Source organism: Alphaproteobacteria bacterium (genome assembly GCA_017308135.1).
Taxonomy (GTDB): Bacteria; Pseudomonadota; Alphaproteobacteria; order CACIAM-22H2; family CACIAM-22H2; genus Tagaea.
On sequence record JAFKFM010000008.1, the window covers coordinates 336,481 to 361,729 of the forward strand.

The window sequence follows — 25,249 nt, forward strand, 5'->3', positions numbered from 1 at the left end:
GGGCGCCGCCTAACTACACGCCGTTTTCCAACGCGGTCTCGAACGGCAAGGCGCGGATGCGCTTGCCGGTCGCGGCCGCATAGGCGTTGGCGACCGCCGGGCCGATCAACGGCACGCCGGGTTCGCCGATGCCCGTGGGCGGCGCGTTCGATGGAACAATATGCACCTCGACCTTCGGCATTTCGTCGATGCGCAACGGGCGGTACTGGTCGAAATTCGTTTCGACGACCTTGCCGCCTTCCAGCGTCAGTTTCTCGCGCAAGACCGAACCGAGGCCGAAGCCCACGGCGCCTTCGATTTGCGCGCGCACCTGATCGGGATTGATCGCGATGCCGCAATCGACCGCCGCGACGACGCGCTCAACCTTGAATTCGGTCGCACTCGTCATGCGGATCTCGGCGACCATGCCGACGGTGGTGCCGAAACTTTCATGCACCGCCACGCCGCGATAGATGCCCTCGGCCGGTTTCTCGTTCCACTTCGCCTGGCGCGCGACGAGTTCGAGCACGCCCAGATGTTTGGGCTTGCCCGCCAGCAATTCGCGGCGCAACGCGACCGGGTCCTTGCCCGTCGCCGTCGCGACCTCGTCGATCGCCGTCTCCATCGCGTAGGCGGTGTGCGTGTGGCCGACCGAACGCCACCACAAAACCGGCACGCCAATTTGGGTGGAGGTCAGTTCCACGCGCCGATCGGGAATGGCGTAGACCGTGTGCGCAACGCCTTCGACCGAGGTGACGTCGATGCCGTTCTGGATCATGCCCGCAAAGGGCGTGCCGCTTAGGATCGACTGGCCGACGATACGATGATGCCAGCCGGCGAGCCGCCCTTGCGCGTCGATCCCGATCTTGACCTTGTGCATATACATCGGGCGATAGCGCCCGCCGGCCATATCGGTCTCGCGCGTCCATTGCAGCTTCACGGGGGCACGGAAGCCGATCGCCTTGGCGATCTCGACCGCTTCGATCACCACGTCGCCGTCGCCGACCGCGCGCCGGCCGAAGCCGCCGCCGGTCTTCATAATACGCATCGAAATCTTGTCGGGCGTCGTGCCCGCCGCGCGCGCGGCCAGCCCCTGATAGAGATCGGGGATCTGGTGCCCGCCATAGATTTCGATCGTGTCGCCCGTGCGCCGCACGACGGCGTTGAGCGGTTCCAGCGCCGCGTGCGCGAGATACGGGAACTCGTAGGTCGCCTCGATCGTTTTGACCGCGCGGCCCAACGCGGCTTGCGCATCGCCGGTCGTATCGGCGACATGCGTGCCCGGCACTTCCAGCGCGGCGAGATACTCGGCGCGCAATTCGGCCGTGCTGCGCTTCTCGGCCGACGTTTCGTCCCACACGATTTGCAGCGCCTCGCGGCCTTTGTTCGCGGCCCAGGTATCGCGCGCGAGCACGGCCACGCCGGTCGGGATCGTCACCACATCGACCACGCCGGGGATGGCTTTCGCGGCCGTCGCATCGACCGACGCGACCTTGCCGCCGAAAACCGGCGGATGTTCGATGGTCGCGATCAACATGCCCGGGAAGCGCAGATCGATCGTGAAATCATGCGTGCCGTTGGTCTTCGGCGCGCTGTCGTAGCGGCGCTGGCCCGGCTTGCCGATCAGCGTCCATTCCGCGGGCGATTTCAGCGCGACGTTCTGGGGCACGGGCTCCTTCGCGGCGGCGTCGGCGAAGGCGCCGAACGTGGCGCCCCGGCCGCTGGCCGCATGGAACAACGTGCCTTTCGATACGGCGATTTCCGACGCGGGCACATTCCACGCCTTGGCGGCGGCGGAAACCAGCATCGTGCGCGCGATGGCGCCCGCCTTGCGATAACGTTCCCAGGACGACGACATGGCGGTCGACCCGCCCGTCCCTTGCGCCGCCCCGCCCCAGGCGGCATTGCCGTAAAGGGCGAGATTGCCGCTGCCGCCTTCGACGCGGATCGTCGACCAATCGGCCCCCAGCTCCTCGGCGACCAGCGTGGCGATGCCGTTATAGACGCCCTGTCCCATATCCATATGCGCGGACAGCACGGTCACCGCATTGTCGGTGCCGATGCGCACATAGCCCGCGAAGGGGTTGGGGACGGCGGCGGCGGCCGGCGCTTGGGCCGAAACCGGGAAGCCGATCGTCAGCCCCGCGCCGGCGGCGGCCGTGCCGACCAGGAATTGGCGGCGCGTCGGGCGGAAGGAAGCGGCCGTGGCGCGCTTGGCGAAGAATTTGTCGATGAAGGTCATGTTGCGCCCTCCCCCTCAAGCCAGCGACTTGGCGGCGTCATGGATCGCCGCGCGGATGCGTTGATAGGTGGCGCAGCGGCACAGATTGCCCTGCATCGCCGCGTCGATGTCGTCGTCGCTCGGCTTCGGGTTTTCGCGCAGCAGCGCCACGGCCGACATGATCTGACCCGATTGGCAGTAGCCGCATTGCGGGACGTCGAGTTTGACCCACGACGCCCGGATCGCAGTCGCGATCTTGTCGGTGATGCCTTCGATCGTCGCGATCTTTGCGCCGACGGAGGTTTCGACCGGCGTCTGACACGCGCGCACCGGCTGGCCGTCGAGATGGACCGTGCAGGCGCCGCATTGGGCCATGCCGCAGCCGAATTTCGTGCCGGTCATGCCGAGCTGGTCGCGCAGCACCCACAGCAACGGCATATCGGGGGGCGCGTCGACCGCGATCTTGCGGCCGTTGATGTCGAGCTGCATTTGCATAATCGAGCCTCCTGCCCGGCCGAAACGGCCGGAATCCTGTTTGCGATTTCGAATATCGGCGCGCGTCGAAGGGGATCGGGGGAATGGTTCGAGCCTGGGCCGCGCGGCCGTTACCGGGCAAGATCGGTATGCGCGTGCGCGGCTTCAAGAGCCGTTTGCCACGCGGGCGGATTCGCGAAGGAATTCCGGACGCTCGCGAAAGTCGCAAACTGGTTGCGCCCCGCCGCGTCCGCCGCCATTCTGCCGCTATGGCCGGAAAAACGGTGACTCAGCAACATACGCGCGCCGAGGTCGAGGGGCTCCTCGCGGCGCTCGAAGGTCACGCGGATGGCGTGATCGAGGCGGCCAAGCTCGTCTCCAACAAGATCAGCGAGCAGGAATGGCACGCCTATTCGGCGTTCCGCGACCGTTGCGACGATTTCGATACGCTGGCCATCGTCATCGAATACCGGCTTAAAAATCTGCGCGGCGGACGCGACACGCAGCTGGAGCGGCAATTCGAGGAATTGCAGCTTTTCATGCTGACCGCGACGCTGCAAACCAGCCTGCACTTCCTGAGGATCCTGTCGCAGAAGAACGATCTGCCGCTCGGGTCGAAGGATATTCTTCTGGGCGAGTTGCGATCGATCTATCGGGTCAAGCAATTGCTCGAGCTCGATCGGTACAAAACGAAAATCTCGAGCCGCGCCGCGAAGGACATCGAAACGGCCGAGGAAATCCTCTCCCTCATCATCGAGCGCGCGCCGAGCCTGTTGCAGCTCGGCGTCGTCGAGGACGCCTGATGCTGATAACACCCGAAAACGTCGCCAAACAAAACGAAGTCCAACTCGCCAAGATCCGCGAGATGCTGACGGCGCTGGAACAAGGTGCCACGCGCGTCATCATGGCGGCGCGCCAAGCCTCGGCCGACGCAAGCCAGGACAAGTATCACGCCTATCTGAACTTCCGCGAAGTCGTCGACGATTTCGACACGCTCGCCATCGTCATCGAATACAAGTTGAAGCGCATGCGCGACGAGAAGGCGGAAGCGCTCGCCGAAAAATTCGACGAGCTGACGGCGTTCATGCTGTCGTCGATCGTCAGCGCGTCGCTTCATTTCCTGCGCATCCTGTCGGAGAAGACCGAGATGCCGTTGGGTGCCCGCGACGTGTTCAAGTCGGAGCTGCGCAGCCTCTATCACGCCAAGGATCGGATCGAGACCGATCGCTATATCGGTCGCTTGAACGAGCGCACGCGCGCCGATCTGGTCGCCGCCGAGCAGATTTTGGAAGTCGTGATCGAAAAGGCGCCGCGCCTGCTGCGCTTCGACGATAAGGAAGATTGAGCGTCGCTCAGCGCTTCTGCTTGGCTTTGTCCTGGAAGATTTTGCGTTCGACCGCGCGTTCGCAGCGCAGCTTGGCGATACCGGCACGGTGCTGGCTTTCGCGGAGATTCCGCTGCGTTGCCGTCACGGCCTTTTTGAGCTCCGTGTCGTAGAGCTTTTGGCAATCGGCCATGGTCTTTGGCGGCGCCTGGGCAAAGCCGGGCGGCGCGAGCAACACACCGAGTATGGCGACCAAAACGCGGATAACCATGCCGCATGTTATCGCGACAGCCGCATGGAAGGCCAAGTTTTTAGATTAAAAATGCATCGTAACTATTTATAAAATATAGATAGGATTTCGATCGACGTTGAATCCAAAGATTCCCTATAAAAACTTATTGACCTTTACCTAAATTTATAGCTAAATCCGTATCGAACTTGACGGACATCTTGTGGAACGAGGCTCCTCTCCGCCCCAAGCCCTTTCAAGTCCCTTCTGGTCTCGCAGGCCACGGTCTCTCCTTACGGCCGAACTGCCGAGCCTCACGGGCGGATGCCAGGTTGGTCCCGGGCATCCGCCCTTTTTCTTTTGAAGTGCCTTATTCCCAGAACATGAAGAACGCGGCGCCGACGAGGCAGCCAAACGCGGCCAGGTGATTCCATTTCAACGTCTCGCCGAGCCAGAACACTGCGAAACCCGCGAACACCGTTAGCGTTACGATTTCCTGGATGGTTTTAAGTTGTGCGCCGGTGAACTGGCCATAGCCCCAGCGATTGGCCGGCACCATCAGCAGATATTCGAAGAACGCGATGCCCCAGCTGATCAAAACCACCTGCCACAGCGGCGCGTTGGGGAATTTGAGATGCCCGTACCACGCGAAAGTCATGAAGACGTTCGAGCAAATCAACAAAGCGATCGTGAGCATTCGTGGGGGAGCCTTTCTGCACCGGAACGGCGTTGAATAACCATCACTTATTGGTACACTATCGATCGATGGAGTCGGAAGAAACCTCCGCCGTCGATAAGACGGCTCTGCAGATTTTGGCGAGCTCGGTCGGGCAGATCCTGGGCGAACACTCCAAGATCCATCAATTCGTGAAGCTGGCGGCCGAGCGGCCGACCGGCATCAACATTGATCGCGCCAAGCGGACCTTCGACTCCCTGCCCGTCTATCAGCGCAAGCGCGTCGCCGAAACGGCCGAAGGCCAGGCACATAAGCACAAGACCAGTATGACGATGTCCGGCATTCTCGGCCGCCTGGGCGGCGACGCGAAGCCGCGTGCCGCCACGCCGCGCACGGTCACGCCGCCGCCGGGCCCGGGCGTCAAGATCATCGCCCCGCCGACGATCGGCCGTCCGAAAGAAGGCGCCGCGGCGCCCGCGAAAAAGAAAAGCGTCAAAGAACTCGTCTGGAAGTGACGCTTCAGTCCCGCGACCGGTCGGACCGATCGCGCACGACCCACACCGCGCCGATCCCGATCAGCACCATGCCAGCCAGCGTCGTCCAGCGCGGCACTTCGCCGAACATCAGCACGCCGCCCAACGTCGCCACGCCGACTTGGGCGAAGGCCAGCGGCGCCATTTTCGAGAACGTGCCGATCGCATAGCCGCGCGACAGGCCCCATTGCGATACGGCCGCACACGCCCCGATCGCCACGATCCACGGCAGATGCGCGAACGCGATCGGCTGCCAATCGAACAGCGCGAACGGCACGCCGCACAACACGCCCGTGCACAAATACCAGAAGGCTATGCGATCGGGCGGCTCGCTGGCCGACAGGCGCTTGACCATCATCATCGCGAGGCTGGTCAGGAACGCCGAGAACAACGCGACGCCGACGAACCACAGATCGCCGATATCGGACGATCCCGGCCGCGCGATCAGCGCCACGCCGGTGAACCCCACCATCGTCGCCAGCACGCGCGCCGGGCCGAACCGTTCGCCGAACGCGATCACCGCCAGCCCCAGCGACCAGAATGGCGTGGTGTAGGACAGCGTCACCGCGTCGCCGACGGGAATATTGATCAGCGCTTGCAGGAACAGGATGAAGCCGAACGCGCCGAAGGCGCCGCGCATCAGATGCGACAGCGGCCGCTTGGTAATGAAATAGCGCGGGCCCGAACGCCAGAACAACGGCAGGAAAAACGGCAGCGCCACGGCGTGACGCAATACGACAAGCTGCCCCCAGCCGAGTTCGTCGCCCAGATGCTTGAGGGCGAGCGCGCCGAAAGCCGAGCTGACGGCGCCGGTCAGGATATAGACGGCGCCGAGCGCGTCGTTCTTCGTCGCGGTGGAGTCCATTTCGAAACCACCCTACCCCACGGCACCGGCGCGGTGTAGGTTCCCGGCGATCATGGACCTCGAATCCCGACTTCTTTATCGCGACGCGCTTTTGCTGGTGATCGACAAACCCGCCGGGATCGCGGTGCATGCCGGCGCCTCGGGTGGCGACCATCTCGGGACATACCTAAGGCAGCTGCGCTTCGGCCTGCCGCAGGATCCCGAACTCGCGCACCGCCTCGACCGCGACACCAGCGGGTGCCTCGCGCTCGGCCGACATCGCAAGGCGCTGGCCAAGCTCGGCAAGCTGTTCGCCGACGGCCAAGTGCGCAAAACCTATTGGGCGATCGTCGTCGGCCGGCCGCCGCAAAAAGACGGCAAGGTCGATCTGCCGCTGCTGAAGGAAACCAAGCGCAGCGGCTGGAAAATGCGCATCGACGCGAAGGGGCAGCCCTCGCTCACCGAATACCGGACGATCGGCGAAGGCGACGGCATGACGTGGCTCGCCCTCGAACCGCGCACCGGCCGCACGCATCAATTGCGCGCGCATATGGCGGCGATCGGCTGCCCGATCCTGGGCGATCCGATCTATGGCGGTGCAGCGACGCGCGCGAATGAATTGCCGCTGCAGCTTCACGCGCGCGCGCTGAAGATCCCGCTCTATCCCCGCCGCGAACCGATCAAGACGGAAGCGCCCGTGCCCGACCATATGAAGGAAAACATGCGCGCCTGCGGCTGGAAGGACGGCCCGCGCGGCCGTGTCGTCGCGGTCGCCGCCGCGCCCGGCCATAATTTCTCGAAGATCGCGACGACGAAGATCGAGTTGATCGCCGGCGAAGGTGTGGCGGGCGACGGGCATGCGGGCGTCACGGTCAAACATCGCAGCCGCGTGGCGCGCGATCCCACGCAGCCCAATCTGCGCCAGGTGCATCTGATCCATTCCGAATTGTTCGACGAACTTCGCGCCAAGGGTTTCGACATCAAGCCCGGCGATATCGGCGAGAATATCGCGACCCAAGGTCTCGATCTTTTGGCGTTGCCCACAGGCACGCGATTGCGCTTTCCCGGCGGGCCGGAAATCGAGATCACGGGCCTGCGCAATCCTTGCGCGCAGCTCGACAATTTCAAAAAGGGCCTGACCGAAGCCGTGCTCGATCGCGACGCAAACGGCGAATTGATCCGCAAAGCGGGCGTGATGGCGATCGTGCATAAAGGCGGGCGCATCGCGTCGGGCGATCCCATCGCCGTCGATCTGCCGGCGGAGCCGCATCGCAAGCTGATGCCGGTGTAGCCCGCGATCCGATCCGGCGACACGCTTTGATAGAACCTCCGGTCGCAAGGCCGGCGGTTGTTTTATTGTCCAATTTTTGTATTATATTTTCATAACGTTCGAGGGTGATTGGTTTCCGCGGCCTTGGGAGGGGCGCCGATGCCAGCATTCGATCTGCGCAAGCGTATTCATTTGCTCAATATCACCGATACGACGATCGCAAATTTGCGCGCGTTCCATCCGCTGGTCGTCGCCAATCTCGACGACCTGATCGCCGAATTCTACAAATTCGTCCTTCAGATGCCCGCGACGTCGGCCATCTTCCGCGATTACGACATCGAGAAACATCTAAAGCCCGCGCAACGCCGGCATTGGGATTTGCTGTTCGCGGGCAATTTCAACGACGAATATGTCGATCAATCGATCCGCATCGGCGCCATCCACTACAAGCGCAAAGTGGCGCCGTATCTCTATATCGCCGGCTACAACTATTTCCATTGCGAGCTGATCCGCCTCGCCGCCCTGCACTACCATTCGATGGATATGGCGCAGGTGCTGCAAGCCATCACCAAGGCGATCGCGCTGGATATCGATCTGGCGCTGACGACCTACACGCGGCAGGCCTGGACCGGCGATCAGTAACGAACACCCAACCGCGCGAGCCGCGTCGCGCGCGCGGGATTGACCGCGAGATCGGGCATCTTGCCCGAGGCCAGCGCTTCGACTTGGCGCACCGTGTCGAAGGCCTGATGCGCGATCGCCTGCGGCGTCAACCCGCCGATATGCGGTGTCGCGACCACATCGGCACGCGCGGCCAAACGCATCATCGGCATCTGATCGGGCGCCATGCCGACATCCATCGCGGCACCGGCGAGATGACCGCGATCCAGGGCCGCTTCCAACGCCGCCTCGTCGACTAGTTCGCCGCGCGCGAGATTGACGAAGTAAGCGCCCTTCCCCATCCGCGCGAACGCGGCCGCGTCGAACAGATGATGCGTCGCCTCGGTCGCGGGCACGAGGCACACGACGAAATTCGATTTCGCCAGCATTTCGTCGAACGGAGCTTGCGTGGCCCCCGGCGGCGGCGTCTTCGTTTCGGGATCGCTGAAGATGACGTTCATGCGCAAGGCGACCGCCGCTTCGGCCAAGCGCCGTCCGATCGCGCCCAAGCCGGCGACGCCCAGCGTCGAACCCGCCAATTGCCGTCCCATGCGCACGACGGGCGCCTTCCCGGCGCGATAGGCGTTCGTCGCCGCGCTGACCCCGCGCGCAAGGTCGACCATCATGCCGATACCGAGCTCGACGACGGAATCGATGAACCCCGCCGTCGCGCGCGTGACCAGCACGCCCGCTTTCGACGCCGCCTCGACATCGATATTGCGGATATCCATGGCGCAGCGGACATAGGCGGCGAGATCGGGCAGGCCCGCGAAGACTTCGCCCGGCGCCGCCGTCTGCCGGTCGCTGACGATCACGTCGATCCCCTTGCCGGCGGCGATCAACGCTGCCGGGTCGAGCGGCGTCTCGCTGTCGTGAAGGACGACGTCGCCGGCCCCGCGCAAACGCGCGAGCGCTTCGTCGCCGTAGTAATTCGCGCGGAACGATGGCGTATGGGTCAGCAGAATGCGCATCGGCTCAGCTCCGCTTCGATTTCGCGGGCGGAACGGCGGAGCCGCGCACCAGCAACGACGGCGCGAAACGGAACTCGGCCGGCGTGGTTTCGGGTTTCTTCAAACGCAGCATGATCCGATCGACCATCGTTCGCGCGAGTTCGGGCACGGGCAGCTTCACCGTCGTCAACGGCGGTGCGGTGAACGCGCCCAGCGGAATGCCGTCCATGCCGATGACCGACATATCGGCCGGCAGCGACAGGCCTTCCGATTTCAAGCCAGCGATCAATCCAATCGCCATAATGTCGTTGATCGCGATCGCCGCCGTCGGTTTGGCGCGATGACGCAACAGCTTCTTGGCGAGGCTTTGGCCAAGCTCCGCCATTTCCGCGTCGGCGTAGCCCGGCGTCACCTCGCCCTCGATGATCACGCCGCGCGCACCCGCCGCTTCGATCGCCGCCGCGAAGCCATCGCGCTTTTCCTCGCGGCTGAACGTCCAGCTTCCCGGCGTCAGGAACGCGATCGCGCGATGGCCGAGCGAGACGAGATACTCGACCGCCTGCTTGGCGCCCGCGACGTTGTCGGCCGACACGTAATCGAGCAGCGGGCGCGCGTTGCGCCGCGAGTGGCTGTCGTAGCTGACCGCCACCATGCCGCGCGCGGCCGGCTCCTCCAGATGGCTTTCGTCCGACAGCGACGAAATCACGATCACGCCGCGCACGCCTTGCGCCGCCATGTCGTCGATGAAAGCGCGTTCGTGCTTGGGATCGCGGTAGGTATTGGCGACGACGACGCGATAGCCGTAACGGTCCAGCGCCGCGAGCTCGATCTCCCGCGCCACGACGCCGTAGCTCGGGTTCCCGAGCGACGGGACAAGCAGCCCGATCATCGACGCCTCGCCGGTCTTCAACTGGCGCGCGGCCTGATTGGGCCGATAGCCGAGCTTCTCGACCGCGCGCTGCACGCGTTCCAGCGTGGCTTCGCTCATCTGGCCGGTGCGTCCGTTCAGGACGTTCGATACCGTCGAGATGGAAACCTTGGCCAGTTTTGCGACATCGTTGATGTTGGACATGGAACCGTTCTAGCCGAGAACCATCCTGGGAATCCACGTCGCCAGTTCGGGGATCAGGATCACCAGGACCAGAACGGCGACTTCCGCCGCGATGAAGGCCCAGCAATACCGCACCGTTTCGTTGTAGCTGCAACCCGCGATGCTGGTCGCGACGAACAGCAGCACGGCCACGGGCGGCGTGGTCGATCCGATCTGCGTCGCCATCACCATCAGCAGACCGAGGTGGAAATCGTCGATGCCGAATTTCCGCCCGATGATGACCGCGACCGGGATCATGATGATCAGGATCGCCATCGAATCCACGAACATCGTGAGCACGAGCATGATCGCCATCATGATCAGCAGCACGGCGATGCGCGTCCCCGCGACCGAGCCGATGGCGTTCAGCACCAGATCGTTGAAATTGAGATAGGCGAGCAGCCAGCCGAACGCGCCCGCCACGCCGATGATGCCCGACACCAGCGCCGTGGTGATCCCGGCTTGGACGAAGATCTCCGGCAGGTCGCGCAGCTTCACGGTCCGGTAGACGAAGAAACCGATGAAGAAGCCATAGAAGCACGCGACGACGCCCGCTTCCGTCGCGGTGAAGATGCCGCCCAGAATGCCGCCCAGCACCAGCACGGGCGCCAGCAACGCGGGCCACACCAGCATCGCCGCTTTGACCACGACCATCAGCATGAATTTGCCGGTCGTGCGCCGCAACTCGGGGAAATCGGGATGGCGCGCATAGAGCGCCACGACGATCATCAGACCGATGCCGATCAGAATGCCGGGAATGATGCCGCCCAGAAACAAACCGCCGATCGACACGTTCGACATCGAGCCGTAGACGATCATCGTCATGCTCGGCGGGATGATCGCGCCGATCGTGCCCGCGCACGCGACCAACGCCGCCGCGAAACCGGGTTTGTAGCCGCGCGACTTCATCGCGGGCACGAGGATCGAGCCGATCGCCGAGGTGTCGGCGACGGACGAACCCGACACGCCCGCGAACACCATCGACGATACGATCGAGGCGTGGCCCAAACCGCCGCGCCAATGGCCGACGACGGCTTCGGCGAATTCGACCAGACGCTTGGAAATGCCGCCGCGCGAAATCAACTCGCCCGCCAGAATGAAATACGGCAGCGCGAGCAGGCTGAAATTATCCAGCATCGCGAACATTTTCTGCGGGAACAGGGCGGGCACCAAGGCGGGCTGCGTCAGCATGCCAACCAAACCCACGACGCCCATCACCAGCAGAATCGGAATGCCGACGGTGATCAGGCCGAGCAGCAGCGCGAAAAGAAGGACGAGTGTCATGCCAGCGTCTCCGCGAGCGAAGGCTTGAAGAACGCGACGATGCGGCGAACGGCGATCAGCGCGAGATACGCGGCCCCCAGCACCATTCCCGCATAGACCCAATCCATGCGCAGGCCGAGGCCGGGGCTGTCTTGGAACTTAGCGACTTCCATCAGCCGCAAGGTGAAGACCCCGATCGCGATCGCCATGATCAACCACATGATTTCCGAAATCAGCGCGATGGCGCGCTGCACGCCCTGCGGCATTCGCGTCAAGATCGCGTCCATGCCGATATGGGCACCCTTGCGATAGGCGACGGGAATGGCGATGAACACCATCCACACATGCCCGAATTTCTGGAACTCCTCGCTCCAGCTCAGCGGCAGGCCGAGCGCGAAACGGTTGAAGATCTGCAAGCCCCCGACCAGCGAGAAGGCCAGGAAGATCGCGAACAGCGCGAATTCCATCGCGCGGTCGACGGCGGTGAGCACGGCACGCATCGGAAAATCCCCGAAAAGACGGAACGGCCGGCGAAGGAATCGTCCCCGCGCCGGCCGCCGTTTCGTTACTTCGTCGCGCGGATGATGCGCAGCAGATCCTCGGCGCCGATCTGCTTGGCGAGTTCGTCCTGCACGGGGGCCGCCGCCGTCACCAGCGGCGCCTTGTCGAGCGTCGTGACGATCATGCCCTTCGACTTCAGCAGATCGATCGCTTCGGCGTCGCGCTGCGCGGACAGATTGCGGTTCACGTCCTGCGCCAGTTTCGCGGCCTCGGCCAGAACCTGACGCTCCTTGTCGGTGAAGCTCTGCCATTCGCGCATCGAGCAGGCCGTAACCGTCGGCCCGAACAGGTGCCCCGTCAGCGCCACGTATTTCGCGACTTCGTAGTATTTGCCGGTGAACACGACCGGGGGCGAATGTTCGAACCCGTCGAGCACGCCGGTTTGCAGCGCGGTGTAGACCTCGCCGAACGCCATCGGCGTGGCGCTCGCACCCATCGCGTTGAGGGCGGCGACGTAGGTCGGCGTCTGGATGGTGCGGATCTTCAGGCCCTTCAGATCGGCGGCCGTCTTGATCTCCTTCTTCGTCGTCACGACGTTGCGATAGCCCCAGCTATCCTGCCAGCCGAGGATCTTGATGCCGCGCGCCTCGTATTCCTTGGCCAGCGACTTGCCGACTTCGCCGTCCAGTACCTTGTGCGCGTGATCGTAGCCCTGCCACATGAACGGCAGATCGAGCACGCCCATGCGGCGCACGAAGTTGTTGTGGATCGCCGTGCCGCCGATATGGCACGTGGCGCCGGCCCCCAGCTGCATGCCTTCGACGACCGCGCGTTCCTCGCCCAGCTGGTTGGCGCCGTAGATGCGCGCGTCCAGCGTGTCCGAGTATTCGTTGATGTAGTTGCGCATCACCCACGCGACCATGTGGTTGTCGTTGCCGAGATCGACGGCGGTCGCGTGCGAGAGCTTGATTTGCTTCTTGGCCTGGGCGACGGCGACGTCCGGCGCCAGGACCGCCAGCGCCAAAGCGCCGGCCGCGGCGACGCCGCGAAGGAACGATTTACGGTTCATTGCGTTTCTCCCCTTTTTTCGGTCGCGGCTTATGCCGCTTCCCGTTCGATGGCTCGCCTTTACTAAAACGATTTAGTAAAACGGTACACTAAAGCGACAAAGCGTCAAGCCGCTTTTCACGCGGGACGCGATCTCAGGCGGTAAAGCCGTAAAGCTTGGCGGGATTATCGACCAGGATTCGCGTGCGCAACGCCGGATCCGCGATCCAATAGAGCAGCGTGTCGAGTTCGCCGGCGTCGTCCGGCGGATCGGCGAGTTTCGACACATGCGGCCAGTTGCTGGCCCACACCATGCGCTCGGGCGCCAGACGCGCGGCTTCGGTCGCCAGCGCACCGGTGTCGCGGAAATCGGGCGGACCGGCGCGCGACACTTCGTAGGCGGCCGACAATTTCAGCCAGACGCGCCCTGTGTCGAGCAGCGACGCCAGCGCCTTGAAGCCGGGATGTTCGATCGTCACCGGCTCCAGAAACTTGCCGACATGATCGACGACCAGCGTGCAAGGCAGCGTTTTCAGGAAATCGACGCGCTCGTGCAGATGGCGGCCATCCATCTGCATCTGCATATGCCAGCCGTGATCGGCCGCCTTGCGGGCGAGCGAGGCCATATCCTCCCACCCGACCGCGCCGCCGGGCAGCATATGCATACGCAGGCCGCAAGCGCCGGCGGCCGAAAGACGGCGCCATTCCGCGTCCGGTGTGGCGTCGTTGACGACCACGACCGCGCGCGCCTTGTCGCGGCCCAACGCCGCGACGCCGTTCAGCGTGACCGAATTGTCGAGACCGTAGGCCGAAGGCTGCACCACGACCGCGCGGGAAATTCCCAGACGCGCCTGCACCTTGCGATAAGCCTCGACATTGGCCCAAACCGGCGGCGGCACGACGGCCGTTTTCGCCACGGGCGTCGCCGCATCGTAAAGATGCATATGGCTGTCGATCGTATTCGCGGGTGCGACGAGGCGCGGCTTCTCGGTTCCGTTCATGACGTCGTGTTCCTCCCTTTATTGGGAGGTCTCTACGCCACGCGGCGCCGGAAAGCGAGAATTTGAATCGCAACCGCGATCATGCCGAACCCGATACCGAGCGCCGAGACGTAGAACCAGCCGCCCGCGTTCCATGCCGCCACACCCAGCGCCGAACCGGCGGCACCGCCCAGGAACATCGTGCTCATCAACACCGTGTTGATGCGCGAGCGCGCCGCCGGCCGCAGCGCGAACACGATATGCTGGTTGGCGATCAAAGCGCTTTGCAGGCCCAGATCGAGCAACACGACGCCGATCACCATGCCCGGAATTGCGGCCCATGCGCCGAACACGAGCCACGAGACGAGTGTGACGATCGCGCCCATCAACACGGTCGCGGCGGAGCCGCGTTTGTCGACGAAGCGGCCGACGATCGGCGCCGCCAGCACGCCGATCAAACCGATCAGGCCGAACAGCCCGGCGATGTCGGCCCCCAAACCGAATTCAGGTGCGGCAAGCCGGAACGGCAGCACCGTCCAAAACAGCGTGAAACACGCGAACAACGCGGCCTGGGTCAACGCCGCGCGGCGCAAGGGGGCGAACTCGATCCACAGCGTCGCCATCGAACGCAACGCGGTGAAATAGGGCAGCGGCGCCTCCGGCTCGCTCCGCGGCAGCAAAAAGCGCAACGCCAATGCGGCCGCCAATGCCAGCGGGACGGCCAGCCAGAACATCTCGCGCCAACCCGCATGCGTGGCGACGAACCCCGCCAGCGTACGGCTCAACAAAATACCGGTGAGCAAACCCGACAACACGAAGCCGACGGCCGCCCCGCGCTTCGCGGGGCCCGCCAGATGTGCGGCGAACGGCACGACTTGCTGGGCGACCGCCGCGAGTGCCCCGATGGCAAGCGACGCGGCCGCCAACGCCAAGCCGCCGGGCGCCATCGCCGCGAAGACGAGGGCTGCGGCCAGCGCCACGAAATGCGCGACGATCAAGCCGCGCCGTTCGACGATATCGCCCAGCGGTACGAGCAACAGCAATCCGGCGGCATAGCCAAGCTGTGTGGCCGTCGGGATCGCGGCAGTCGCCGCCCCCGGCAAGTCGCGCTCGATCACTTCGAGCATGGGCTGGTTGTAGTAGATATTCGCGACCGCAAGGCCGGCGGCGGCGGCCAGTGCAAAAGCGGCGGTACGGCTCAAGCCCGGCGCGGACTCCGTTGGGGTGTTCGACATGCCGCGAACATAGAGGCGGCACCGCGCGACGCGCACACCTAAAATTCGATTGCAGCTATTCCGCCGCCCTTGCCGAATTTTTGCGCATTAAGCCTTCAAAAATGCGAGACGCGGATCGACGCGGCCCGGCTCGATCTCGACGAAATCCGGCACGACGATCTCCTCCGCGACGAACGGATCTTCGGCGATGCGCGCTTCCAGATCGGCGCGGGCGATTCCGGCGGCGACGATCCCGCCCCCGCCCGCGGGTTTGAGGCTGCCGGCGAGCAGAAACACGCCGTCGTCGAAGCCGCGCTTGAGCCAAGCGTTATGCGCGTCCATGAATTTCGGCGCGGCCGATTTGTTCGCGCCGAAACGCAGCGTCACCAGAAACATCGTCCCCTCATTTCTTCCGTTGAACTTTCAGTTCGCCGTCGAGCCATTTCTCCATCGCGGCGACTTCGCGGCGGATGAACTTCGCGTCGTGCAACGCGTTGGCGAGCGCCGAGACGCCTTGCGCGCGCGCCAGCAGATGCCGCGCGAGTTCGGGCGCCTTCTTACGTTTTCCCGCTTCGACGAAACGCGCCGTCAGCCAATCGGCGAATTGCGCCATGATCTTGTTGGCGCCTTTCTGTGCGGCATGATCGAGTTTGGAGAGTTCGCCGCACAGCGTGCCGACCGGGCAGCCATAGAGCATGATCGTCGTACGGTTATCGATCAACATGCGGATGAAGGCGACGATCCGCGCGCGCGGCGTATCCGCCCCTTCGGCCCAGGAATCGAGCATCGTGCGCGTGCGCGCGGCGCGAAGATCGATCACCGCGTCCAGGATCTCGTCCTTGGTCTTGAAATGATAATAGAAATTGCCGCGCGAGATCTTCACCGCCGCCGCGATATCAGCGAAGGAGGTGCGCTCGTAACCCTGGCGATAGAACAAATCGTCGGCTCGGGCGACGATTTCGGCGCGGGTTTGAAGGGGCATTGAGAATTTTTAGGACGATCGTCCTATGCCGTCAATACGGCAAAAGTTGCCCGCGCGAGCGCTACTTACTTCTGCGTGCCTACTTTCCTTTTCCGCGTCGATAACGAACTCTCCCGGCATCGCCAGAAGAAAACCAGGAGCAAAGACATGACCATCGCGATCACCGGCGCCACGGGCCAGCTCGGCCGCCTCGCCATCGCCGCCCTCAAACGTCGGGCCCCCGGCGCCAAAATCATCGCCCTCGTGCGCGATCCGGCCAAGGCCGCCGATCTGGGCGTCGAAGCCCGCGCGGCCGACTACACCAAGCCCGAAACCCTCGCGGCGGCGCTCAACGGCGTGGAGACGCTCGCGCTGATCTCGTCCAACGATTTCAACGATCGCGCCGGGCAGCATCGCAACGTCATCGACGCCGCGAAGAAAGCCGGCGTGAAGCGCATCGTCTATACCAGCATTCTGAAGGGCTTCGCGTCCGGCATGTGGCTCGCCCTCGATCACCAGGCGACGGAGAAGGCACTGGCCTCTTCGGGTGTCGCGCACACGATCCTGCGCAACGGCTGGTACACCGAAAACTACACCGGCGCATTGAAAGCCTCGGTCGAGCACGGTGCCATCATCGGCGCGTCGGGCACGGGCAAGATCGCGACGGCGTCGCGCGCGGATTACGCCGAAGCGCTGGCGGTCGCCCTGCTCGACGCGGCGCATGCCGACAAGGTCTACGAGTTGGCGGGCGATACGGCGTTCACGATGGCCGATTTCGCGGCCGAAGTGTCGCGCGCGGCGGGCAAGACGATCGCCTACAACGATCTGCCGCAGGCGGCCTATGCGGGCGCGCTCAAATCCTTCGGCCTGCCGGAAGGTTTCGCCAACGCGATCGCCGATGCGGACGCCCACGCGGCCAAGGGCCAGCTATTCGACGATAGCCGCACGCTGTCGCGGCTGATCGGACGGCCGACGACGCCGATCGCCGTTACGATCAAGGCCGCCCTCGCCTAATCGGTCATACGCCTCGGCCGGCGAGCGTTTCGCGCCGGCCGAGGAGACCGATCACGATCAAGGGAATGATGGTCGTCAGCACGATGGCGACGAAGGCCATCGCCATGCCTAAGCCGACCGAGCCTTGGTCGAATTGCTTCCAAATAAACGTCGCGACGGTCTGCGTACCGACCGGCGCCACCAATGTCGATGCGACCAACTCGCGTGTCGCGACGGCGAAGACGAGCAGCATCGCCGTTATCACGCTCGGCGCGATCAATGGCAGCACGATGCGCCGGAACGCGACGAAGGCGTTCGCGCCCGAGACGCGTGCCGCCGCTTCCAAACTATCGCCGACCTGGACCAGTGCTGCCGTCGCGTAGCGTACCGGCTGCGGCAGCAAAATGCAGGCATAGGCGAGCAGCAAGATAAGGGGCGTACCATAGGGTGTGAACGGCAAAGCGGGCTGGTTCCAAGCGAGAATCAGCCCGACTGCGACGACCACACCCGGCAAGGCATGCGGCAGCGCCGTAAGCATATCCAGCGACGCGCGGGCCCGGAATTTCGTCTTCACCACGACATAGGCCGTGCCCAAGCCAAGCGCGCCGGTCAGCAGCGCCGTCGCGATACCCAGCGTAACGCTGGTGGTCAGCGCGCGCATCGCCCCCGCCCCGTCATTGCCGATCGCCGCGAAATGCTGAAGGCCGAGATTGCCGAAGGCGAGTCCGCCCGACACGGTGCGTGACAACGCCGTCGCCAGAATACCGCCCAGCGGGATCAGCGTGGCGACGGTCGCAACGGTCGCGAACAGCAGCAGGACCGGCACGGTCCAGGCGCCGAGGGCCCGCTTATCTTTGTCCAAAGGTTTGCCGCCGGTCGTGACCCAATTGCCGCGCGCGACGATCGCGCGCTGGATCAGGAACGCCGCGAGCGATAGCGCCACCAGAATCAGCGAGAAGAACGCCGCGCCCGCCAGATCGATCGGCCAGTCGGCGACGCGATGGTCGATCTCGGTCACCAGCACGTCGAAGCCGGAGCGGCGTCCCAACGTGGCCGGCGTGCCGTATTCCTCGATCGTCGCGGCGAAGACGAGCAACAGACTCGCCGCCAAACCGGGCGTGGCGAGCGGCAATGTCACGCGCCAAAAGGCGCGGCCGGGTGTCGCGCCGAATACGCGCGCGACATCGGCCCAGCGCGCGCCGATCGCTTCGACGATCCGCGATACGGCGAAATAGACCAGCGGAAACGTGTGCAGCGCCATGACCAGCGCCATGCCCCAGACCGAAAACAGAAACGGCCCGAGATGGAAGCCGAAAATCTGCTGGGCATAGCCGCGCGGCTGTAACGTCATCACCCAGCCCAGCGTCGCGATGTAAGGCGGGATCATGAACGGGACGAGCATCGCCACGTCCCAGAACTTTGCGAAGGGCACGCGAAACAATGCGCGCAAAATCGCCAGCGGCACGGCGATCGCCGCCGCCAGCGCCGAAACTCCCACGCCCAATGCCAGCGTGTTGAAGGTCAAGCGGATCAGCTTGGGATCGTCGAGCAACTTCGGCAGATGCGCGAAGGGCTTGGCGAGGGAACCTGCCCCGATCTCCGGAAAGATCGCTTGCAGAACGACGAACGCGACGGGGAGTGCGACGACGAGGCCGAGCCCCGCCGCCGCACTCCAGCCGAACGCGCTGGCGCCGGACGAAACGCTCACTTCGCGAAGTTCTTGGCGAAGTCCTTGAGGATTTCGTCGCGGCGGCGATACGTCGCTTCGACGTCGAACTCGAGCAGTTTCAGATCGCGCATCAGCGGCCGGTTGGCGGCGATGTCCGCGCGCGCGGGGATCAGATACGTATCCGCGACCAGCTTTTGGCCTTCGTCGGACAGCATATAGTCGATGAAAGCTTTCGCTTCCGTTTGGTTCTTCGACCATTTGAGGATCATCGCCGGGCGCGGGGCGATCACCGTGCCCGAAGCCGGGAAGATCACGTCGATCGTTTCGCCCTTCGCCTTGGCGGCGAGCGAGATGTAGTCGACCGCGCCGAACACCGCGGCTTTGGCGCCCTGCATCACCGGGTTCAGCGCGTCGGCATTGGCGCCCGCGACGATGGCACCGTTCGCGGCGAGGTTCTTGAACAGATCGGGCGCATGCGCCTGCAACGCCGCGACGAGTTCGAAGGACGAGCCCGATTGCGCGGGATCCGGCAGATTGACCAGATCCTTATAAGCGGGCTTCGTAAGATCGGCCCATTCGGCGGGTTTGGGCGTCTTGCTGCCGGGATTCCAGGCGATACCGAGCGCCGAGACGCCTTGCGCGACGGCCGTCTCGGTCTTCAGGAACGCAGGCACCGTCGTCGCGTTCGGGCTCGTATAGGCGAGCAATCGGTCGCGCTTGGCGAAGTCGGTCGCCGTGTCCCACGAAGCGGAGATCAGCACGTCGACGACCGGGTTCGCCGCCTCGGCTTCGATGCGCGCCATGATGCGCCCCGTCGTCGCCTGGAATGTCTTCACCTTGATGCCGGTCTTCTTGGTGAAGCCTTCGGCCATCTTGTCGATCAAGCTGCCGGGCCCGGCGGTGTAGACCGTGATATCCGCGAGCGCGGGGTTGGCCGCGAACAACAGCGCGCCGGCGAAAAGGATTTTCCGGATCATCGTCTTCTCCTTGATTGAAATCATTCGGCGAACCAGCGCAACGCCGCCGGATCGATATGCAGCGCCACTTCCGCGCCGATCGCGGCGCGCGCTGGCGCCACGAACGACAGATCGAATCCGGTTTCGGCCGGGCCGACGCGCAAGGTCGTGAAATGCCCGTCGCCGCGGAACACCGATGCACGTGCCTGGCCTTGCAGATTCAATGGCCCCTCGCCCAGCCGCACGTCGCGCGAAGGGATCAGCACGCGACGCGGGTTCGCGATCGGCGGTTCGGGCAAGCGGATATCGGTGCCCGCCAAGCGCCAAGCGGCCCCGCTTTGGGTGACGGCGACGACGGCACCCACGCGCAGGAACTCTGCGACGGCGGCGCTGCCGGGTTGATCGACCAGATCTTCGGGCGGTGCGAGTTGTTCGATCTTTCCGCCGCGCATCACCGCGACTTCGTGGGCGAGCGAGAACGCCTCGCTTTGGTCGTGGGTCACGTAAAGCGCGGTAAGCCCCAATTGCGCCACGAGCGACGCAAGCTCGCCGACCATCGTTTCGCGCAGCTCACGATCAAGATTCGACAACGGCTCGTCGAACAGCACGAGATCGGGTTCGGCGACGATGGCGCGCGCGATCGCCACGCGCTGCTGCTGGCCGCCCGACATATCGGATACGCGTCGCTCGGCATAAGCCGACAAGCCCACGCGCGCCAATGCCGCCTTGACGCGCGCGTCGCGCTCCGCCCGCCCAACCTTGCGCATCTCCAGCGGAAACGCCACGTTGCCCGCGACCGGCAGATGCGGCCACAGCGCGTAGTCCTGGAAAACCATGCTGAGATTGCGCCGCTCGGGCGGCACGAACGCGCCGGTCGCGGCATCGGCGACGGGCGTGCCGGCGAACAGAATGCGGCCTTGCGTCGGCGCCAATAGACCGGCGATCAAGCGCAGCAACGTCGTCTTGCCGCAGCCCGAGGGACCGAGCAGCGCCATCGTTTTCCCGCGCTTGAGACCGAGATTGATCTCGCCCAAAGCTGCGCCGCCGCCCGGATAGGCGAAGCGCAAGTTCCGAATCGAAACCGCGTCGATCGAAGTATCGTTGGCTTTGTGAATCACTTTTCGTCCGTCGATTGCAACGGACGCTAAGGCGGTTACGTGACGCTTGCGCGTCGAGTTTGTTACGATCCGGCGACAGCCGTCCGGCCATTCGCGATCACGCGATGGATATAACGCAGCTTCTCCACGACCGCTTGCGGGATCACGAAAGGATAGAGATCGGGAACGCCCATCGTGCGATTGAGGCTGTTGATCGCGTAGGTCAACGGCAGCCAAACCGCGAGCAGCGCATCGACGTTGCGCGCGCGATAGGGATCGAACGCGACCTTGGTCTCGACGCCCGCCTCGTCGCCCACTTCGGGATTGACGCTGACGCCGAAGGCGCCCGCCATCTCTAGCGCGTCGACGATGTGCAGATAATGGGTCCAGGTCTCGGCCCAATCCTCCCACGGATGCATGGTGGCGTACGCGCTGACGAAGTTTTCACGCCAATCCTCCGGCGCGCCCTCGCCGTAATGACGCGCCAGCGCCGCCCGGTAATCGGCGCGCTCGTCGCCGAACAACGCGCGGAAACTGTCGAGTTCGTCGCGATCGCGCACGAGTTTATCCCAATAATAATGGCCGATCTCGTGCCTGAAATGGCCGAGCAGCGTGCGATAGAGTTCGCCCATCGACGCGCGCGCCGCTTCGCGCTGCGCGTCGTCGGCCTCCTTCAGCGCGATGGTGATGACGCCGTTGTCGTGGCCGGTCAGCACATGCGGGCCGTCGGGCGGATCGGCGAGAAAATCGAACACCAGCGGGCCGGGTTCGCCGCTGGCCAAGGTCGGATGCGGCAGGCCGAGGCGGATCAACGAATAGATCAAGCGCCGTTTCGCCCCTTCGATCTTCAACCAGTTCTGGCGATTCTCCGGCAGCGAGATATCGGGGATGATCCGGTTATGCCGGCACGCCGCGCAAAATTCCTGCCCCTCCGCGACATCGACCATCCAATTGCAGCCCCTCTCCTCCCAATTGCGGCAGAAGCGATAGCGCGAGTCCGGTCGCGCGAGCGCGATCCATTCCGCACCCTCCGCCTCGACCGCGCTGAGCACGCCCGCATCGGGCAGATAGCCGAGCGTATGGCCGCAACGCTCGCACAGCGTGTTTTCGAAGTAGAGTCGCTGCGCGCAAGACTGGCACTGGAAAATCTGCATAAAAATTCGTCCGATCGATGGGTTCGCGCCATCATGCGCCCCGCGCGGCACGGTTCCTACCGGGAAACTCTACGCGCTCCGCGGTCTTGAAAATTCCGCCCGAAAACATAGGTTAGACGCTTCGCGTGTGCGATCGGAGACGATGATGGAAAAGCAAGTGCTCGGCGGGTTCGGCAATGATCGCGGCCATTGGGTCGGCGACGGATTCCCGGTGCGCTCGCTCTTCTCCTACGACCGCTTCGGCGAGCATATCAGCCCGTTCCTGCTGCTCGACTATGCCGGCCCGCATCGTTTCGAACCGACCAATGCGCGCCGCGGCGTGGGCGAACATCCGCATCGCGGTTTCGAAACGGTAACCATCGTCTACGAAGGCGAGGTCGAGCATCGCGATTCCGCCGGTCATGGCGGGATCATCGGTCCCGGCGACGTGCAATGGATGACCGCCGCGGGCGGCATCGTGCACGAGGAATATCATGCGCCTTCCTTCGCGCGCAGCGGCGGGCCGTTCCGTATGATCCAGCTTTGGGTCAATCTGCCCGCCAAGGACAAGATGGCCCCGGCCGGCTATCAAGGCATCCTCGCCGCCGATATCCCGACCGTGCCCCTCGCCGACGGCAAAGCGCCGGTGCGAATCATCGCGGGCGAATTGAACGGCGCGCGCGGCCCCGCCAAGACCTTCACGCCGGTCAATGTCTGGGACATGAAGATCGCCGCCGGCACGGAAGTGTCGCTGCCCTTGCCCGACGGGCATACGACGATGCTGATCGGCTTGGGCGGCACGGTCGTGGTCGCGGGCGAACACGAATTGCGCGAAGCCAAGGGCATGCTGCTGAGCCTTGACGGCGATACGGCGACGATCCGCGCCAAGGACGATGCGATGCTGCTGGTGCTGACCGGCACGCCGCTGGGCGAGCCGATCGTCGGCTATGGCCCGTTCGTGATGAACAGCGAAGCCGAGATCCGCCAAGCGATCGACGATTTCAACAGCGGCCGTTTCGTTCAACCCGCCGCTTGAGGACGCAAGCCATGGCCGCGCGCACGCCCGCCGACGTGATCGACAATCCCGAACGCCATCGCTTCGAATTGCCGCTCGACGGCGGCGACGTCGCCGCCGCCTATTACAAGCCCGATGACGACGACCATTTGATCTTGACGCATACGGTCGTGCCGCCCGCGCACGAAGGCAAAGGCTACGCCTCGATCCTGGCGCGCGGCGTGTTCGATACGGCGCGCAAACGCGGCATCAAATTCGTCGTCAAATGCCCGTATATGGCGGCGTGGTACGCTAAACACCCGGATTACGCGGATGTGGTCGCGGCTTTATAGCTATTGCTTGAAACAGTACTCACGATGCCACGCTAAGAATCTCGGATGGGGCCGATCACCTACCCGCTTAGGTGAATGCGCATGCATGGATTTATTGACGAAGCTACGGACACTCTCAATATCGTTCACTTGTCTTGAAATTAAAATCTCAAGATTATCCGACAGGCTGATCAACCCGCGGTCGAACATCCAATGCGCTGTTCCAGAAAGTGCGATCCCATTCTGTAGCACGTCGGGCCCATTGCATTCGACCGGTCGAATATGTGCAGCCGCAACTTCGGCCCGCCCGCCGCCATTGATGAGTTTAAGGCCTGTTACGGCACAACGCTCGTCATAGGCCCGCAAAACCAACTTTCGAAAGACCTTATCGCGGACAGGTCGGGTCGTTAACTGAAGAATGCGTTCCCTATCCTGTTCGAAAGCAAATGGCGCTTGTCCTTCTTGCAATTGCAACACGGGCTCTTGAATTCCAATTCGAGGCAGCAATGGTGCTTGATCGTCGATTCCGCGCTCGACGATACGCAAAAAGTCTTGAGTGGATATTGGCCGGACAGCGGATTGTGCCCGCCCGGATAGCCTGCCCTCTTCGTTGAGCAATCCGCGCTCGATCGGTCGACCGCCATCGTTAAACGATACAGAATTTGCGAATTCGAGATACGATCCAGGTTCAATGATCGCCAAATACATATCCGACGCATTCGGATCAGGGATGACTTGTTGAACTCGTGCGATGGCGAAATAGCCACGTGTTCCGGCTACTTTTGATGGCTCTAAATAGACGACCCAATCGCCAATACAAGCCTCAACCCGTTTCAAATATTGTTTTGGAAATTGATATCGCTCCGCCGGCGCATCGTCGTAGACGGAATCAGACCGATGAATGAAAACCCCATAACTCATTAGAAGATGCTAGCCCGACGCTCACGCCACATCGGAGAACTTTATTCTCATTTCCTGATTCATCATCTGCGGCGAGTTCGAAGTTACCTGCGGAGGGGATGGGATTGAAAATCCGCGCTGATGGCGCGGATTTTTCCTCGCTGTACTCGGACTTCGCTGACGCTCCGCGCCGTTCGCGTTGCGAACGGCCGAACCAAGGGTTCGTTCACCGCACCCCCAACAGCATTACGCCTGGACCTCCCGATTGGGAGGCCCAGGCGTAATGGCGGAGGGGATGGGATTCGAACCCACGATACCGGTTTCCCAGTATAACAGTTTAGCAAACTGCCGCCTTCAGCCACTCGGCCACCCCTCCGCCGGGAGTGGGTTAACACGGCATATGCGGGACCGCTTCTAGGGCCCCGCCCCCGGCCTGTCAACGTAAGCGGATCATTGGGGATTTTTCGGATTTCGTGCTCCGCCCGGCACGTTGGATCGTTGCTTCTTTGCAACATCCGTCAAATCCTGAATCAGTTGAATCAAAATACCGAACAAGTTTTAGGGATCGTTAACCAATGCGGCGCATCTTATCCACACGCAGCCCGCACTGGGTTGCCCGAATTGGATGGATCGGAAACCCGTCTTCGGACCTGTCAAAAAACGTTCGGCGCAAGCCGGAAAGACCAGAGGAGCCAAAGAGATGTCCCAACAACTGAGCCGCCACGTGATCGACACCCTGCTCGATCTGGTCGACAACAAGTTGACCGCGATGGACGTGATCGACCGCGAAGACACCCGTATCCATTCGGTCCTGGAAGTCGCCAAGCGCGAGCTGGTCGCGATCCGGGGCCCGGCCCTGCCGCGCCGCACGTTGCGCCCGCGCAACAGCATCCGCCCGATGCACCCGGCCGCGAACATCCAGGCCGCCTAACGGCGCCTAAATCAGCTGTTTAAGGGCG

General features: G+C 63.6%; 27 protein-coding genes, 1 tRNA gene and 1 pseudogene. 9 read left to right on the plus strand and 20 right to left on the minus strand.

Annotated features, from left to right (window positions below):
- Window positions 1-13: 13 nt before the first annotated feature.
- Together J0H39_09945 and J0H39_09950 are read right to left on the minus strand one after the other, a co-directional pair.
- Window positions 14-2,221 (minus strand): xanthine dehydrogenase family protein molybdopterin-binding subunit, encoded by a 2,208-nt coding sequence (locus tag J0H39_09945; protein MBN9497067.1) that lies wholly within the window; start codon window positions 2,219-2,221, stop codon window positions 14-16.
- Window positions 2,222-2,236: 15 nt separating this feature from the next.
- On the minus strand, window positions 2,237-2,695 hold the full coding sequence (locus J0H39_09950) for a (2Fe-2S)-binding protein (protein MBN9497068.1): 459 nt from the start codon (window positions 2,693-2,695) through the stop codon (window positions 2,237-2,239).
- A 263-nt stretch (window positions 2,696-2,958) separates the two neighbouring features.
- Here J0H39_09950 and J0H39_09955 point away from each other — a divergent pair, with 263 nt between their 5' ends.
- A complete protein-coding gene (locus J0H39_09955; protein MBN9497069.1) occupies window positions 2,959-3,477 on the plus strand; it encodes a hypothetical protein in 519 nt (172 codons plus the stop codon).
- Window positions 3,477-4,019, plus strand: coding sequence for a hypothetical protein (locus J0H39_09960; protein ID MBN9497070.1), 543 nt, complete (start codon window positions 3,477-3,479; stop codon window positions 4,017-4,019). Before J0H39_09955 ends, J0H39_09960 begins: the two co-directional genes overlap by 1 nt.
- A 7-nt stretch (window positions 4,020-4,026) precedes the next feature.
- Here J0H39_09960 and J0H39_09965 read toward each other — a convergent pair whose 3' ends face one another.
- Both J0H39_09965 and J0H39_09970 read right to left on the minus strand, forming a co-directional pair.
- Window positions 4,027-4,269 (minus strand): hypothetical protein, encoded by a 243-nt coding sequence (locus J0H39_09965; GenBank protein MBN9497071.1) that lies wholly within the window; start codon window positions 4,267-4,269, stop codon window positions 4,027-4,029.
- A gap of 328 nt (window positions 4,270-4,597) precedes the next feature.
- Complete coding sequence (locus tag J0H39_09970) at window positions 4,598-4,924, minus strand: DMT family protein (protein ID MBN9497072.1); 327 nt, start codon at window positions 4,922-4,924, stop codon at window positions 4,598-4,600.
- Between the two features lie 68 nt (window positions 4,925-4,992).
- Between J0H39_09970 and J0H39_09975 the strand changes: the two genes are divergently transcribed.
- Entirely contained in the window at window positions 4,993-5,418 is a 426-nt protein-coding gene (locus J0H39_09975) for a hypothetical protein (protein MBN9497073.1), read from the plus strand.
- Window positions 5,419-5,422: 4 nt separating this feature from the next.
- Here the strand turns inward: J0H39_09975 and J0H39_09980 are convergent, their stop codons facing one another.
- Window positions 5,423-6,301: a DMT family transporter gene (locus tag J0H39_09980; protein ID MBN9497074.1), complete on the minus strand. Its 879-nt coding sequence runs from the start codon at window positions 6,299-6,301 to the stop codon at window positions 5,423-5,425.
- A gap of 52 nt (window positions 6,302-6,353) precedes the next feature.
- On the opposite strand from J0H39_09980, the pseudogene J0H39_09985 reads away from it, so the two are divergent.
- Together J0H39_09985 and J0H39_09990 are read left to right on the plus strand one after the other, a co-directional pair.
- Window positions 6,354-7,019 (plus strand): annotated as a pseudogene (locus tag J0H39_09985) (RNA pseudouridine synthase).
- A 690-nt stretch (window positions 7,020-7,709) separates the two neighbouring features.
- Entirely contained in the window at window positions 7,710-8,192 is a 483-nt protein-coding gene (locus J0H39_09990; GenBank protein MBN9497075.1) for a hypothetical protein, read from the plus strand.
- Here J0H39_09990 and J0H39_09995 read toward each other — a convergent pair.
- The 9 genes from J0H39_09995 to J0H39_10035 all read right to left on the minus strand — a co-directional run bounded on the left by J0H39_09995 (window position 8,186) and on the right by J0H39_10035 (window position 16,237).
- Window positions 8,186-9,181 carry a hydroxyacid dehydrogenase gene (locus J0H39_09995; GenBank protein MBN9497076.1) on the minus strand — a complete coding sequence of 332 codons (996 nt, stop codon included), beginning with the start codon at window positions 9,179-9,181 and terminating at the stop codon, window positions 8,186-8,188. The two genes, J0H39_09990 and J0H39_09995, sit on opposite strands and share 7 nt — an antisense overlap.
- A 4-nt stretch (window positions 9,182-9,185) precedes the next feature.
- Complete coding sequence (locus J0H39_10000; GenBank protein MBN9497077.1) at window positions 9,186-10,232, minus strand: LacI family DNA-binding transcriptional regulator; 1,047 nt, start codon at window positions 10,230-10,232, stop codon at window positions 9,186-9,188.
- Between the two features lie 9 nt (window positions 10,233-10,241).
- On the minus strand, window positions 10,242-11,534 hold the full coding sequence (locus J0H39_10005; GenBank protein MBN9497078.1) for a TRAP transporter large permease: 1,293 nt from the start codon (window positions 11,532-11,534) through the stop codon (window positions 10,242-10,244).
- Entirely contained in the window at window positions 11,531-12,013 is a 483-nt protein-coding gene (locus tag J0H39_10010; protein ID MBN9497079.1) for a TRAP transporter small permease, read from the minus strand. The genes J0H39_10005 and J0H39_10010 overlap by 4 nt, the downstream gene beginning before the upstream one ends.
- Window positions 12,014-12,078: 65 nt before the next feature.
- The gene (locus J0H39_10015; GenBank protein ID MBN9497080.1) at window positions 12,079-13,083 is read right to left on the minus strand and encodes a TRAP transporter substrate-binding protein; all 1,005 of its coding nucleotides are present in this window, start codon (window positions 13,081-13,083) and stop codon (window positions 12,079-12,081) included.
- Window positions 13,084-13,216: 133 nt separating this feature from the next.
- Window positions 13,217-14,062, minus strand: coding sequence for an amidohydrolase family protein (locus J0H39_10020; GenBank protein MBN9497081.1), 846 nt, complete (start codon window positions 14,060-14,062; stop codon window positions 13,217-13,219).
- Window positions 14,063-14,094: 32 nt separating this feature from the next.
- Window positions 14,095-15,276: an MFS transporter gene (locus J0H39_10025; GenBank protein MBN9497082.1), complete on the minus strand. Its 1,182-nt coding sequence runs from the start codon at window positions 15,274-15,276 to the stop codon at window positions 14,095-14,097.
- Between the two features lie 87 nt (window positions 15,277-15,363).
- Window positions 15,364-15,651 (minus strand): hypothetical protein, encoded by a 288-nt coding sequence (locus J0H39_10030; protein ID MBN9497083.1) that lies wholly within the window; start codon window positions 15,649-15,651, stop codon window positions 15,364-15,366.
- Window positions 15,652-15,658: 7 nt separating this feature from the next.
- Complete coding sequence (locus J0H39_10035) at window positions 15,659-16,237, minus strand: TetR/AcrR family transcriptional regulator (GenBank protein MBN9497084.1); 579 nt, start codon at window positions 16,235-16,237, stop codon at window positions 15,659-15,661.
- 147 nt (window positions 16,238-16,384) lie between these two features.
- Here J0H39_10035 and J0H39_10040 point away from each other — a divergent pair, with 147 nt between their 5' ends.
- On the plus strand, window positions 16,385-17,230 hold the full coding sequence (locus J0H39_10040; protein ID MBN9497085.1) for an SDR family oxidoreductase: 846 nt from the start codon (window positions 16,385-16,387) through the stop codon (window positions 17,228-17,230).
- Window positions 17,231-17,234: 4 nt separating this feature from the next.
- Here the strand turns inward: J0H39_10040 and J0H39_10045 are convergent, their stop codons facing one another.
- The 4 genes from J0H39_10045 to J0H39_10060 form a co-directional block, all read right to left on the minus strand.
- Window positions 17,235-18,917 (minus strand): iron ABC transporter permease, encoded by a 1,683-nt coding sequence (locus tag J0H39_10045; GenBank protein ID MBN9497086.1) that lies wholly within the window; start codon window positions 18,915-18,917, stop codon window positions 17,235-17,237.
- Window positions 18,914-19,855, minus strand: a complete 942-nt coding sequence (locus J0H39_10050) for an ABC transporter substrate-binding protein (GenBank protein MBN9497087.1) — start codon at window positions 19,853-19,855, stop codon at window positions 18,914-18,916. Before J0H39_10050 ends, J0H39_10045 begins: the two co-directional genes overlap by 4 nt.
- 20 nt (window positions 19,856-19,875) lie before the next feature.
- Window positions 19,876-20,829, minus strand: a complete 954-nt coding sequence (locus tag J0H39_10055) for an ABC transporter ATP-binding protein (GenBank protein MBN9497088.1) — start codon at window positions 20,827-20,829, stop codon at window positions 19,876-19,878.
- Between the two features lie 185 nt (window positions 20,830-21,014).
- On the minus strand, window positions 21,015-22,085 hold the full coding sequence (locus J0H39_10060) for a putative zinc-binding peptidase (protein MBN9497089.1): 1,071 nt from the start codon (window positions 22,083-22,085) through the stop codon (window positions 21,015-21,017).
- Between the two features lie 145 nt (window positions 22,086-22,230).
- Here J0H39_10060 and J0H39_10065 point away from each other — a divergent pair, with 145 nt between their 5' ends.
- Both J0H39_10065 and J0H39_10070 read left to right on the plus strand, forming a co-directional pair.
- The gene (locus J0H39_10065) at window positions 22,231-23,100 is read left to right on the plus strand and encodes a pirin family protein (GenBank protein ID MBN9497090.1); all 870 of its coding nucleotides are present in this window, start codon (window positions 22,231-22,233) and stop codon (window positions 23,098-23,100) included.
- A gap of 11 nt (window positions 23,101-23,111) precedes the next feature.
- Window positions 23,112-23,411: an N-acetyltransferase gene (locus J0H39_10070; GenBank protein MBN9497091.1), complete on the plus strand. Its 300-nt coding sequence runs from the start codon at window positions 23,112-23,114 to the stop codon at window positions 23,409-23,411.
- Here the strand turns inward: J0H39_10070 and J0H39_10075 are convergent, their stop codons facing one another.
- A complete protein-coding gene (locus J0H39_10075) occupies window positions 23,412-24,311 on the minus strand; it encodes an HNH endonuclease (GenBank protein ID MBN9497092.1) in 900 nt (299 codons plus the stop codon).
- A gap of 263 nt (window positions 24,312-24,574) precedes the next feature.
- Window positions 24,575-24,666 (minus strand) — tRNA-Ser (locus J0H39_10080).
- Between the two features lie 324 nt (window positions 24,667-24,990).
- Here J0H39_10080 and J0H39_10085 point away from each other — a divergent pair.
- On the plus strand, window positions 24,991-25,221 hold the full coding sequence (locus J0H39_10085) for a hypothetical protein (GenBank protein ID MBN9497093.1): 231 nt from the start codon (window positions 24,991-24,993) through the stop codon (window positions 25,219-25,221).
- Window positions 25,222-25,249: the final 28 nt, after the last annotated feature.